The 13,543-nt window shown below is 47.6% G+C and carries 9 protein-coding genes; 7 read left to right on the top strand and 2 right to left on the bottom strand.

Annotated elements, in window-relative coordinates; all coding sequences use genetic code 11:
• Positions 1–81: 81 nt before the first annotated feature.
• Positions 82–2,229, bottom strand: coding sequence for a GEVED domain-containing protein (locus BQ2633_RS07645; protein ID WP_075566210.1), 2,148 nt, complete (start codon positions 2,227–2,229; stop codon positions 82–84).
• A gap of 18 nt (positions 2,230–2,247) precedes the next feature.
• Positions 2,248–3,744, bottom strand: a complete 1,497-nt coding sequence (locus BQ2633_RS07640) for an alpha-L-fucosidase (protein WP_075566208.1) — start codon at positions 3,742–3,744, stop codon at positions 2,248–2,250.
• A 1,329-nt stretch (positions 3,745–5,073) separates the two neighbouring features.
• On the opposite strand from BQ2633_RS07640, the gene BQ2633_RS07630 reads away from it, so the two are divergent.
• The 7 genes from BQ2633_RS07630 to BQ2633_RS07600 all read left to right on the top strand — a co-directional run bounded on the left by BQ2633_RS07630 (position 5,074) and on the right by BQ2633_RS07600 (position 13,360).
• The gene (locus BQ2633_RS07630) at positions 5,074–5,871 is read left to right on the top strand and encodes a hypothetical protein (protein ID WP_075566206.1); all 798 of its coding nucleotides are present in this window, start codon (positions 5,074–5,076) and stop codon (positions 5,869–5,871) included.
• Between the two features lie 169 nt (positions 5,872–6,040).
• Positions 6,041–6,829, top strand: coding sequence for a hypothetical protein (locus BQ2633_RS07625; RefSeq protein WP_075566204.1), 789 nt, complete (start codon positions 6,041–6,043; stop codon positions 6,827–6,829).
• A gap of 196 nt (positions 6,830–7,025) precedes the next feature.
• Positions 7,026–7,991, top strand: coding sequence for a DUF4249 family protein (locus tag BQ2633_RS07620; protein ID WP_083233993.1), 966 nt, complete (start codon positions 7,026–7,028; stop codon positions 7,989–7,991).
• Positions 7,992–8,351: 360 nt separating this feature from the next.
• Complete coding sequence (locus tag BQ2633_RS07615; RefSeq protein WP_141700161.1) at positions 8,352–9,146, top strand: hypothetical protein; 795 nt, start codon at positions 8,352–8,354, stop codon at positions 9,144–9,146.
• A gap of 182 nt (positions 9,147–9,328) precedes the next feature.
• A complete protein-coding gene (locus BQ2633_RS07610; RefSeq protein WP_083233992.1) occupies positions 9,329–10,291 on the top strand; it encodes a DUF4249 domain-containing protein in 963 nt (320 codons plus the stop codon).
• Positions 10,281–12,608: a TonB-dependent receptor gene (locus tag BQ2633_RS07605; protein WP_176720103.1), complete on the top strand. Its 2,328-nt coding sequence runs from the start codon at positions 10,281–10,283 to the stop codon at positions 12,606–12,608. Before BQ2633_RS07610 ends, BQ2633_RS07605 begins: the two co-directional genes overlap by 11 nt.
• A 125-nt stretch (positions 12,609–12,733) precedes the next feature.
• A complete protein-coding gene (locus tag BQ2633_RS07600; protein ID WP_075566195.1) occupies positions 12,734–13,360 on the top strand; it encodes a DNA alkylation repair protein in 627 nt (208 codons plus the stop codon).
• The last annotated feature ends 183 nt before the right edge of the window (positions 13,361–13,543 follow it).

The raw sequence follows: 13,543 nt of genomic DNA, 5'->3' as shown, positions 1-13,543 counted from the left end.
AATAACAAGGCACAAGACGCGCCAATCTCTGACACGGCTTATGCCTTATTATTTATGCTAGCGCACTAGCCATCGGTGAATTTATCTCACCACTTTCTTCCCATTCATCACGAGGACACCTCGTGCTGTTTTTTCTGCGTGACGACCAGAGAGGTCATACACCTCTTCAGAAGCGATGTTGGTAGAGGGAAGTGCAATGGCAGTGACGGCAGTGTCGGTCACTGTCACTGGGCGAATCACAAAAGTAGAACCTGCATCTGCACCACCGGTCCAGAAAGAGAGCTTACCATCGCGGTTGTTGACCTTGTTGGCAGGGAGTTTATCTTCATACATATACACCACTTGTCCATCAGTAGCCTTGACATTCTTAGAGTCCATGAAGCGCCACACCGAAGTGTAGTTCTTAGGCACCTTGTCAGCAGGCACGAGGCGCACAAAAGACGAACCACCTTCCTTGCCACTCATGGTGGTGGGAGCAGCGAGCACATAGTCCGTGCCAAAGTAGCGATTGTAGAGCTGGTATCCCTCATCATTGTTGCCCACGAAGCACCACAAGTGTTGCTCGTTTTGAGCATCTACCGCCGTTGCGCTAAGAGAGATTTGCGCGTCTTTAGTACCTTCAATCACATAACCTTGCGCACCGAGTTGGAGGGAATACCACTGCGTGTGGGGAGCAAAGTATTTGCCATCGAGGCTCGTCACATTGAATCGTGAAAACCATGCAGGCACAGGTTCGGGCACATAGCGACCTTCTTGTACGAAGCGGCCTTCGATGAGCACATTGCCATCCATCCACTTACCGGGGATGGTGAAAGTGCCATCAGCCTTGAACAAAGAGCGAGGGATGGTGATGCTTTCCCACTGCACATTGTCCTTAACGGTAGCTTCTCCTTCGATATTCACACCATGCTTCAGCACAAAACCATTGTGTTCAAAACCATCGGCAGGGTGCATCTTGAGGGTGAAGTCTTGTCCATAGGGCACTTTCAAGCTCGTCAATTCCTTGCCATCGAGAGTCTTCACCGCACCATTAAGGTTGTGGTCGTTCACCACAGCAAAGCCATCGTGCACATTGAGGAAGAAGTCTACAAAACCACCACCGTTCTCAGGAAGCGTTTTATTACCCATGGGGTCCAAATCATTGTAATCCACCTTGAGGCGCATGCGATAGACGCCAGGCTTCATATCTTTGGGAAGGGTAAACTCAGGCGATTGGAACGACATGCCACCATTAGCAAAAGTCTTTCCAACACTGTTTTTACCATCTTTGTAAGAATAGCTCACCACCTCTTCAGGCTTGAACTGACCATCTTGGTCAAAATCCACATAGAAGAACGTGTGCATCCATGAGCCCTTATACTGCACCTTAGGAGTGACCACATCACCAGCCTTAGCAAAAATGCGATGACTGCTGCCTGCCTCATTGTAAAGCATGCGCGGCTGTGGCAGCACATAATTATACTTTTGTTGACCCACCGTAAGGTTTACCGCTTCAATGTAACGATCCTTACGAGTTTGTGGCTGCGCTTTATCGAAGTTGATAGGATAGTATCCTCTGATAAGGGTAGGAGAAGAAACGTTATTGACAGACACATTGTCGATGTATGCCACAAAGTCTTCCTTCAAATCGTGAGGGCTCTCGCAGTCGGGCACAATGAGGAGGCTATGGAGCTCCACGCCTTTATTGGCTGCGGCAGGCACCACAATTTCTCTCCATTGGTTCACCTCAAGGGGAGAAGTGGTGATATGTGCCACTTGCACCACCGTGGGCAATTGATCAGCACGTTCTTTGCGCTTACCCAATCCAGCGATGAGCACACGTCCAGCCTTTGGACTGCGCACCCAAGCGTGAATGTAGAGAGAGCCATTAGGCGTTAAAGCGATGGGCTCATTCAGCTTAATCCAAGCTCCGAAAGTGTTCGAACCGAAGCGTGAGCGTTGGAGAGCAAGTACCTTGCCAGAGGGGTTCACAGGCTCGCCTGTGAGAGGGTTGAGTTCATCGAGCGTAGGGTTATCCACTACTGCTACGTTGCCCACCAACTTTTGTGTGCGGAAAGGCGAAGCCTCCCAAGTGTCATATACCCCAAGTTCTCTCCAGGGATTAGCAGGATTAGGTTCAAAGTCAAATTGCACATTTACAGCAGGTTCTTCAACTTTTGTTGTAGTTTGTGCAGCGACTGCCAAGGGCAAAGCCAAAGCAGCCAAGGGAAGAATAGATTTCAATGTCATGGTGTTGGGCTTTGCAGATTAATAAATAGCGACACTCTTAAGCAAGGGGCAAGCCTTAGCATCTTCAATAGTGATGCGGAGGGCCTTCGCTTGAATGCCTTGTGCAGAATAGCTGTTTACTGTCGAACCATTGAGAGGAATGATGCGCTTATAACCGATGGTGGTTTGTGCCACGTTTTCAGCTACAGGCTTAAAATTGGTGCCATCTTGTGAGATTTCCAGCTTAAACTTCTTCACACGCTGACCCTTTGCCACCAATTCCATGAGCGACACATAGCGCAAAGCTTGAGGAGTGTCCCAAGTGAAGGTGAGCGTAGCTTGCTTCGTGCCGTCATTGGTAGCCCAATACGTAGTAGTATTGCCATCCACGAGGTTGTCCACTCCATAAGTGCGATTCGCACCAGCCGCGCGAGTTTCGCTAGCTTCGATTTTTGCATTCTTAGCTAAATCAGTGCCCAAACGCTTCTCGATCATCTTGCCCAATTCTTCGAGCACCTTCACGTCAGAAGCAGGGAGCACACCCGCCTTGTTGGGAGGCCAGTTGAGAATCAAGGTTGCATTGCGACCCACTGTTTCGAGATACATTTGGAACAAGCGTTCTGCAGAATGAGGAGACTCATAGTCGTGATAGAACCAGCCCTTGTTGGTAGCCTTCGCATCACTCTCACCTGGGTGCCAATACCAGCCGTTGATATCACCATCTGTGCCATGTCCCATGCACCAGTTGGTTTCTCCAGCCCATCCGGCTTCGTTACCGATCCAGCGAGCCTCGCCACCTACGCCCCAAAGCACACAGTTGGGTTGCACCTTGTGCACCGTGTCGCGAAGATTGGGCACATCGTAGTAGATATTGGCATCGCCTACGTTCACCGTACCACGGCGACCGCCATAATAGCCGTCACCACCATTAGCACCATCAAACCACATTTCAAATTGGTCGTTGCCATATTGTGCCAACTCAGCACACTGGCGCAAGAACACCTCGGGCACATAGCGGTCAGTACCGTAGTGCACAGAGTTGCGGTCCCAAGGTGAGATGTAGAAACCATATTTCAATCCCAAATCCTTTGCAGCTTCTGCAAAATCTTTAGGAATATTCATATCGGCAGTATAAGGATTTCCTGCTTTCGTAGCATTATGATCCGTAGTTTGAGTAGGCCACAAGCAGAAACCATCGTGGTGCTTCACCACGGCGATACCCCCCTTCATGCCTGCCTTCTTCACGGCTTCGAGCCACTGACGAGGATTGGGCTTTGCCGTTGGTCGGAAAATCTTCACATTTTCGTCACCATTACCCCACTCCTTGTCGGTGTAGGTGTTCATGCCATAGTGGAAGAAGGCGTAAAATTCAGTTTCTTGCCAAGCCACTTGACGTGGGTGAGGCACTGGATGCACGGGCACTGGTTCATTGTCGGGATTGTCCAGTGTCTGCTGCACGAACTTAAACGTCTGTCCCATCACCGTGGTGGGGAAAGCCAAGACGCAAGCAACAGCTAAATGATTGAGTAGTCTCATGGGCTTATTTATTGTTTTTATTTGCCACGCAAAAATAGCAATTTTCCGTTATACTACCAACTATTCGGGCTTTTTTTGCCATATCTATCTTTCAAAAGGACTTTTTCGCCTGATTTCTACGATTATTCGCAACTCATCATCTACTCCACTCCATGCAGCCCTCTTGTTTTTGCGCCCACCTTGACACTTGCCTTTGAGCATGGCACAGATACTCTTGCGCTACAGCACACACTTCTCACCCCTGCTTGCGCTTATCCCCTCCGACCTGCGCCTCAAAAACGTCCGAGATATTCCCGAAAATCTCCAACGTTTTTCAGAAAAAGTCCAACGTTTTTCAGAAAATCTCCCACGTTTTTGGGAAAAGCTCCGATGTTTCAGAAATACGTTGCAACCTCTCTGTCCACATCTCCCGCTCTTCTCACCTTCCACCTCGCCCATAACCGCTCCTTGCTTTCTGCTTCCTCATGCTTCTGTTGGCACTTTCCACTTCCCCTCCCAAAGGGGCTTACTCTCCCTTCAGCCCTCTTCATTAACATCTCTACACAATCCCCGTTTTTATCAAGGTTTTCCTACACGCGCACGCGCGTATACTGGGATTTACATCTTTTCTCTTTCACAGCCTTCACAGACATCCCTTATAACCTACTATAAATCAGCAATTAGCGCAAATACTTCGGACATTTTTTAACAATCGCGATATTATCAAGGATTTTCACCCCATTTTTATCCAACATCGCCACCGCGGGCGTACCCTCTTTTCTCCCTCTTTTTCCATCCTTTTTCTCCCCTTCTGTGAAGGTTGTGAAAGCAAAAAAGCAAATTTCCCAGGGAAAGCGCGCGCGTGACGCGCGCGAGGGGGCTTTTCGCCCCTTCCTCTAACACGCAAAACTTTAACCCCAATCGGTCATTAGACCGTTATGGTACGAATCGTAATTGAAAAGATAACTTCCTGTCATCTTTCATTTTCTTGTTGGCATCTTGTTTTGCGTTCGTTCTCGCCGTAGCCCACTACGCCTTCGCACTAACGGTAAACCATCTGCTCAACAATCTAATGAAGTTTGTTCAGGATCTAATGACCGATTTAGGTTAAACATTCCTACCGACAACATTTTTTAGCGCGATTTTTCTCACTTTTGCCCCTTTTCCTCCCACTATATAGGTAGACATCATCCGCAAAAGACATCCTTTTCATGAACCGTCATAAAAGCCTACCCACGAACCGACACTAATTCATCAAAAAAACACCTAACCCTTGTTTTTTACAAAATAATTTTTCAAATTTGCACATAATGGCTTCACCTTCCACAAACTTCCCTAAATACCCCTATCATGAAGACTAACCTTTTCCTTCTACTTCTTTGCACTCTTTCCATCTTCTTCTCTTGCAAGCAGGATTTGTCCGACATTAAAGAAGATTACTCCTTGGTCTTTTATCCAAGACATTGTGAGTGCATCACCACAAAAATTCTTTCTCACAAAGAAAGACTACAAAACTGGATTACTTATCATCCACAACAGGAGCTTCAGGCACAAGATGCAGACCTTTGGGTCGTTACTGGTACGGACTCCCTAGCACGAATACCCGCTTTCAAAATGAGCTACAGTCCAGCTTATTACTTAGATATCATGCAAAAAGCCTCATTCCCACTTGCAGAGAGGAATCGAAAACTTGAGCAACAACTTGATTATGACTATCGCACGGAAACCAGCTACTCTACCAGAAGCCAACAGCACACCAGAGCCAGTGACATGATGGTATCAACCAACCTTATATCTTGGGAATATCGTGTGACGGGAGTCAAGGATTTCAACATCGTCGCCACAACTCCGCTCTTCGGACAAGCTGCAGGAACATCTCTGAATCGTCATTTCATCATTTCTGAATTTTTACCAAAACAGATTATTTCCTATCGCACTCAGTCCTTGGTATGGGGCTATCGGTCAAAGAAGAATGTGGAAACCATTGCGAAATGGCTAGCTCTCCAACCAATGGCTCCCCCTGCCATCGTATTTCGCCTCAACGCCACTCCCCCGGAAGTGCCAGCGCACGTGAAATTCGTGTCGATACTAGAAACCACAGACGGAAAGGTGCTGAGAGATACCACGGAAATGTATCTTAGACGTTAGAGGGTAGACATTAGAGATTAGAGGTTAGACGCTAGAAATTAGAAGGCTCACGCGACCGGGTACTCCCTTTGGCTGCATAGTGCTAAGCTCTAAATCCAATGATCTAATGTCTACATTCAAACGTCTAAAGTCTAGCCTCTAAAGTCTAACGTCTAATATCTAACATAGTATGATGAAATATCTTTTCCTTTTAGCATGTGCATTAAGTCTATGCACTTCTTGCAAGAAAGAAGAAGTGCAGCTTCGGGACACAGGTCTTGGTTTCGAATATTATCCAAGACTGTGCAACAACATCGCTACGCTCGCTTTGGAAAACCACCAAGGATACTTCTGCGAGCCGATTCCAAAAGTTGGGCAACCAATAAAGGCACAAGACTTTCTACTATGTCTGTTCACAACTAATGGTCCACTTAAAGCACAGATAGCAGAATACCCCAATCTATTTCCAGAAACCTATTCTGAGATGGGGCAGAGAGACACCTCTAACTATCCCATTGCGCCAGGAAACAAAAAGTTGGAAAACCTGCTAGGGGATGATTATTACAGAGGGGTAGTCAAGACACGGAGCACCAATCAAAAAGGGCTAGATTGGTTCTTTATCAAACCTTGGGAATATCGCATGACGGGTGTCAAGGATTTCAACATCATAGCCACAACTCCGCTTTTTGGACAAGCTGCAGGGACATCGCTCAACCCCTACTTCTCTATCTTTGAGTTCCATCCCAAACAAATTATTACCCATACCACTCAGTCCTTGGTATGGGGCTACCGCTCGCAAAATAAGGTGGAAACCATTGCGCAATGGCTAGCTCTTAAACCAATGGCTCCCCCTGTCATCGTATTTCGTTTCAACGCCATTCCTCCCGAAGTGCCAGCGCACGTGAAATTCGTGTCGATACTAGAAACCACAGACGGAAAGGTGCTGAGAGATACCACGGAAGTAGAGATTAGAGATTAGAGGTTAGACGCTAGAAATTAGAAGGCTCACGCAACTGGGTACTCCCTTTGGCTGCATAGTGCTAAGCTCTAAGTTCTATAATCTAGAGTATAAGGTCTACATTCAAACGTCTAAAGTCTCTAATCCCTAACGTCTAACCTCTAATGTCTAACGTCTAATCTCTAACGTCTAATTTCTAACGTCAAATCCCTAATTCATGTACAAAAAAAGAAACGGCTGGCGGCTACTCTTAACCTGCTGGGGTCTACTCACCATGCTCACGGCTTGCGTGGAGGATTTAACCCTATCTCCCAAGGAGGGAACACGAAAGGTAGTGGTATCGTGTGTGCTGCACAACACTAAGGTGCAGAAATTACAACTCACCTACAGCCAACCTGTCAACGAAACTTCATTTTCAGAAGAAGTGGAAGTGGCTACCCCAACCCTCTACGAGGAAGACAAAGCAGTGGGCACTTTCTCAAAAATAGGATATGGGGAGTGGGAGTTGAACTATACCCCTCAACGCGGAAAGGCTTATCGGCTTGTTGTGGAAGTGCCTGGACATCCCACCATCACAGCAACCACTACCATGCCCATCCCCGTGGGCATCTACCATGGAGAGCCACGCAACAGAAATCGCACTAAGCCATTTCTACAAGTGAATCACACTGCTCCCTTTTGGATTTGTGCCCTATTCTCTAGTCTAGATGAGCCCCAATACTTTATCAAGCCTCCCAAATTGGAAGACGATCCCAAGGCGAGTTTGGCGGGCATCATAGCAACGACCCACAAAGATGCCGATCGCTTCACCCAAAATGAGACCGTAAATGAATATAACACCTTTGACGATGGCGCAGTTCCCTACGAGCAATACATCAGAGTAGTCCCCAACCCAGAAATTACTCGTGAGCATCCTTATGAATTTACAGTCGCAGAAAACGCAGGAGCTTTTGTATTCATCGTGATGCGCTCAGCCTCTGCAGAATATGATCGCTATCTAAAATCGATACTGGAGAAATTGAAGTTTTATGAAGACCCTGACGACCCTGCACGCTGGTTTGACGAAACGGTGATTTTCTCCAACATCGAAAATGGTCTGGGCATATTTGCCGCTTACTGGCAACAGGATTTCTATTACAATAACAATATTTTTTCTAGTGGTTCCACCCCCATTGTCCCATGATGAATAGATAAATCTTCTTGTCGACAACATTTTTTAGCGCGATTTTTCTCACTTTTGCCCCTTTTCCTCCCACTATATAGATGGGCATACGACACAGACATCACCCAACCCAACAGAATTTTATTTTACGTTTTTACCTCAAAAAACACTGATTTTATTTGGCAACCAAGAAAAAAGGATTAAATTTGCCACATAGAACAAAACAACCACAAAAAACAACACTATCATAAAACATTTCCTCCTCACTCTTCTAGCATGCTTAGCAATTGCTAGCTGTTCTGCTTTTGATGACGACTATTTCGCAGAACATTTGAGCAAAATACTAGTAAAAAAATCATCCACAACTTCAAGTTTTAACTTATGAGATACATTCACTTCGTCATATTGCTGTTGATAAGTTGCTTCTTTGGAGCTTGCCGAGAAAAAGAAGACATTCGTGAAGGCGGAATCTCCTTTTACTTTCATCCCAGAGAATGCCAAAGCATCACTACGGGAACGTGTGTTCTGACAGGTCAGAGATATTATGAATGGGAATCCCCCAATGTGGATAGTTCTGGAGTTGAAGCTAGTAACCTTGGACTCTGGATGATGACAGGCGAGAAAAACCTTTCAAAGTTGATTACAAAAGAACCTCATCGTGAGTTGTCCTACTTAGAAAGCCGCTATCAGGATGTAGCCTTTCTCACAGGCAAAGCACCTAGACTATACCGCTTGGAAAAAAAACTCCAGGACGATTATTTGGAAAAATGGGGAAACAGCAGGGGTTCACGATCTTCGGGATTAGACTTCGTATATGCTCTGCAATGGGAATATCGTGTGACGGGGGTGAAGGATTTTAGGATTGAGGCGATGTCTCCTCTCTTTGGTCAAGCGGTAGGAACGTCGCTGAACCGCTATTTTTCGACCCTTGAATTCCGTCCGAAACAAGTAATCAATTATCGCACTAGAGGACTAGTGTGGGGCTATCACTCAAAAAATAAACTAGAATCTATCGACAAATGGCTTTCTCTCCAACCAATGGCTCCTCCTGCTATCATCTTCCGCCTCAACGCGACTCCTCAAGAGGTGCCTGCACGCGTAAAATTTATCACTGTCCTCGAAACGACAGAGGGAAATGTGCTGCGCGACACAACGGAAGTAAATATTAGACGTTAGAGATTAGAAGGCTCACGCGACTGGGTATTCCCTTTGGCTGCATAGTGCTAAGCTCTAAATTCTATAATCTAGAGTATAATGTCTACATTCAAACGTCTAAAGCCTAGCCTCTAAAGTCTCTAATCCCTAACGTCTAATGTCTAACCTCTAATGTCTAACCTCTAACGTCTAATCCCTAATTCATGTACAAAAGAAGAAACGGCTGGTGGCAACTCTTAACCTGTTGGTGTCTACTCACCATGCTCACGGCTTGCGTAGAGGATTTAACCCTATCTCCCACGGAGGGAACACGAAAGGTAGTGGTGTCGTGTATGCTGCACAACACTAAGGTGCAGAAACTACAGCTCACTTACAGCGACCCTGTCAACGAACCGAGTTTTTCAGAAGAAGTGGAAGTGGCTACCCCAACCCTCTACGAGGAAGACAAAGCAGTGGGCACTTTCTCAAAAATAGGATATGGGGAGTGGGAATTGAACTATACCCCTCAACGCGGAAAGGCTTATCGGCTTGTTGTGGAAGTGCCTGGACATCCCACCATCACAGCAACCACTACCATGCCCACCCCGGTGGACATCTACCGTGGAGACCCACGCAACCAAAATATAACCAAACCTTTCACTCAAAGCAGTCATTCAGCTCCTTTGTGGATTTGTGCACTGACTTCGAGTTTAAAGGAAGCTCAATATGTGCTCAAAAAGCCCAAAGTTGAAGATGATGCTCAGGCTAGATTGATCAGCGTCATCGCGACCAACCACAAAGACGCAGACCGCTTCACCCAAGATGAAACAGTAGATAGGAGCAACACCTTTAATGATGCATCTACACCTTATGAAAACTACATCAGAGTGGCACCCAACCCGGCAATCACTCGCGATAATTCCTATGATTTCACGATTGCATACGGTGAAGCATGGGCTTCCTTTATTGTGATGCGCTCAGCCTCTACAGAATATGATCGCTATCTAAAATCGATACTGGAGAAATTGAAGTTTTATGAAGACCCTGACGACCCTGCACGCTGGTTTGACGAAACAGTGATTTTCTCCAATATCGAAAATGGTCTGGGCATTTTTGCCGCTTACTGGCAACAGGATTTCTATTACAACAACATTTATCCTTCCACCCCACTGCCCCATGATGAATAGATTGCGATACTACTTATTGACGATGCTGTGCTGCCTACCACTCACAGCACTGGCGGAACATTTCGGAGGAGTGGTGCGCGATGCACACTCTAGAGTGCCCCTGCCGAAGGTGGAAATCATGAACCTTCAAGGAAAGGTGCTGACACAAACAGACTCCATCGGACGATTTGAGCTAGAACAAGAAGCGAAGCAACTGGAAATCATCGCTTTCTTGCAAGGATATGCGCAAAAGAAAGTGGTGCTTCACACTGGCACTCCTCACGACATCTCTTTGTCTCCGCTGGGCAAGAGCCTTAGCACGCTCACTGTGACAGCGGTGCGCGAACGACGGGGCAACAATGCCTTCACCTACAGCACGAACGAGGTGAAAGGAATAGCCACCCTCACTGGCGAAACTGACGTGATGCGCTACATGCAAGTGCTGCCGGGTGTGGCGCAAGGCATGGAAGGCGGCATGGGATTTTATGTGCGTGGAGGGGGCAACGGCAACAACCGCGTGGAGCTAGATGGGGTGACGATTAGTGCTCCAACACACCTGTTCGGGCTTTTCTCCACTTTCCATGCAGACATCGTGGACAAATCGACTTTTCAGATGGGCGGTATCTCGGCAGCTAGCGGAGATTTGCTCTCATCGCTGCTGAAAATCGAAACTCCCAAGCCTAATCTGGAGCGATATCAACTTTCTGCCTCCCTTTCTCCTCTCATGGTGGGTGCTTCGCTGCAAGGCTATCTCGTGAAGCACAAACTCTCCTTCCAACTGGCAGGAAGAACTGCCCTGCTTCGTCCTGAATATCTGCTCGCGAAGAAGATAGCTGGTGCGGAAAACGTGTCGGGCGACTTCGACCCACAAGTGCAAGATGGCTATGCCAAACTCTTTTGGGCGATTCACCCTAAGCACTCGCTGGAAATGATGCTTTATGGGAGTCACGACAAACTGAAATACGAGCCGGAAATAGATGAAGACGTGACGAGCAACAGCATCCATCTGGGCTGGGACAACAGTGTGGCAAAGTTGCAATGGAACTATCAACCCACCCTTGAGACGCGACTAGTGACCACAGCCTACTCCTCCAAGTTCACCAGCATTCAAGAACAGCGAGAGTTTACCATCAGAGGCTTGAGCGGCGGCATGGGACTGGGCTCGGAGAAGCACGAGCGGGCTATTCGCAGCCAGTTGTTCACCCGTTGGAGAAGTATAGCGATAAACGGAGGTGTGGATGTACGTGCGCTTACCTTCAAGCCTGCGATGCAGAAGACCTATCTGAACCTATATGATGCTGTCGTGAGACAAAGCGACTACCGCACCGCGCAATCTTCGCTCTTCACCGAAGCGGAATATCAAGACAATCGCTACAAGCTCAAAGGTGGGCTGCGCTACACGTACTATACAGATGCTGCAAAGCATTCATCACATCACTTGGATGTGAGACTGCAAGGCTCTACCTTCCTCACGCGCAATGCCGGTGTGGAAGTGACGTTCGACCGCCTCTCACAGTTTCAGCACAGTCTGGAAGGACTGCCGGTGGGCTGGGCACTCGACTTGATGGTGCCTGCTTCACAACAACTCCCCACGGAGGTGTCGCATCAATACTACGCTGGGGGATTCTGGGGCAACGACACGTTCTATGCCACCCTCGGTGGATATTACCGCCATCTCTCGAACATGACCAGCTATAAGAGTTTGCTCAATCTCTTCTCGGTGCACAATGTGTCGTGGGAGGAAGATGTGGCTACTGGAAAAGGGGCTTCTTATGGTTTGGAACTGTGGTTGGAAAAGCGCAAAGGACGCTGGACGGGTTCGATGGCATACACCCTCTCTCGCACCACACGGCAGTTTGCCGAAATCAATCGCGGTCTGCGCTTCCCCTTCAAGTTTGACCGCACACACAATCTCAACGTGCAATCGCAATATCTGCTGCAAGCGAGTGAACGACGTGAGCAGCGATTTCACACGGGGCTTTACTTCTCGTCGGGACACAACATGACCATCCCTGTGGCAACCTACTCCGCTGAAGATTTGCCCTTCTGGGAAACGACTAGTTCCTCTTCCACCCACAACCATCTCTATAGCTTCCATGCCAACTACCGCACGCAGATGAGTAAGGTCAATGAGTATCGCGTGGCGAACTACCTGCGACTGGATGTGGGGTACTCCGTATTGTGGAAGCGACGCACTTGGCAACACGAACTCACCTTCTCGCTCTACAATGTGTTGAACCGAAAGAACCCTTATTTGGTGTTTCACGAAGAGGACAGATGGAAACAACTGAGTCTGCTCTCTATCATTCCTTCCATTCGCTGGGAACTGCGCTTCTGAAGTGACTGAGAAGCGGGACAACCTCCTGCAAAAATGAGGATTATGCAAAGAAATCTGCGCTAGCTGGCGCAGATTTCGTATTTTTGCAGCAAACTCAACTACAACGACTATACAATTATAAGCGAATGACTGAACTTAACCAACCTCTCGACGACCAACTGCGCGAAATCAAACGCAGACTTCGTGCTGCCATGAACGGTGTGCTCAGCGGAACGATGCGCAAAAATGGAGTGGACTATCGCGTGAACTTTGGCGTGGATCAACCTCGATTGGCAGAGATTGCTACTGAAATCCCTCACACTTACGAACTCGCCGCTGCACTGTGGAAAGAAGACATCCGTGAACTCCGACTGCTCGCCATCATGACGATGCCACAATCGGACTTTGACGAAGAACTTGCAATGCTCTGGATGGAACAGTTGCGCTATGCAGAGGAAGCACAGGTGCTGGTGTTGCACTTGCTCCAACATCGTCCTTATGCTTCTTCGATGGCTTTCCGCCTCATCGCCGCAGATGCCGTGATGCAGCGCCTAGTGGGCTGGTTGCTCCTGGGACGCTTGTTTATGGCAAATCTTCGTCCTACACAGCGCGATGCCGACGAACTTCTCGACCACGTGGGCACAGAACTCTCTGCTCCCGATGGCGATGTGGGCGTGAAGCGAGCAGCTCTCAACATGCTCTATAAATTTATGGACTTGGGCGAAGCGGAAGCCGCACGCGGCGAACGCTTGCTCACACAATTAGGACTGTAAAGTGCTGTCTTTCTGCTTATATCTAGCACGATAGAACCACACAAATTTGCATTTTCCTTTTGTCTATTGGTATATTTCTACTATTTTTGCAGTGAATACGCCATCTCCTCATTTGTGAGGAGGGCAAAAATGCAGTCATCAACAACTGCAAGCAACAAAAACTCAAAATGACAAACGGTATAA

The organism is Ihuprevotella massiliensis (assembly GCA_900095835.1).
GTDB classification, from domain to species: domain Bacteria; phylum Bacteroidota; class Bacteroidia; order Bacteroidales; family Bacteroidaceae; genus Alloprevotella; species Alloprevotella massiliensis.
The sequence above is the reverse complement of the archived record's forward strand: the minus strand, read 5'-3'. Positions and strand labels throughout refer to the sequence as shown.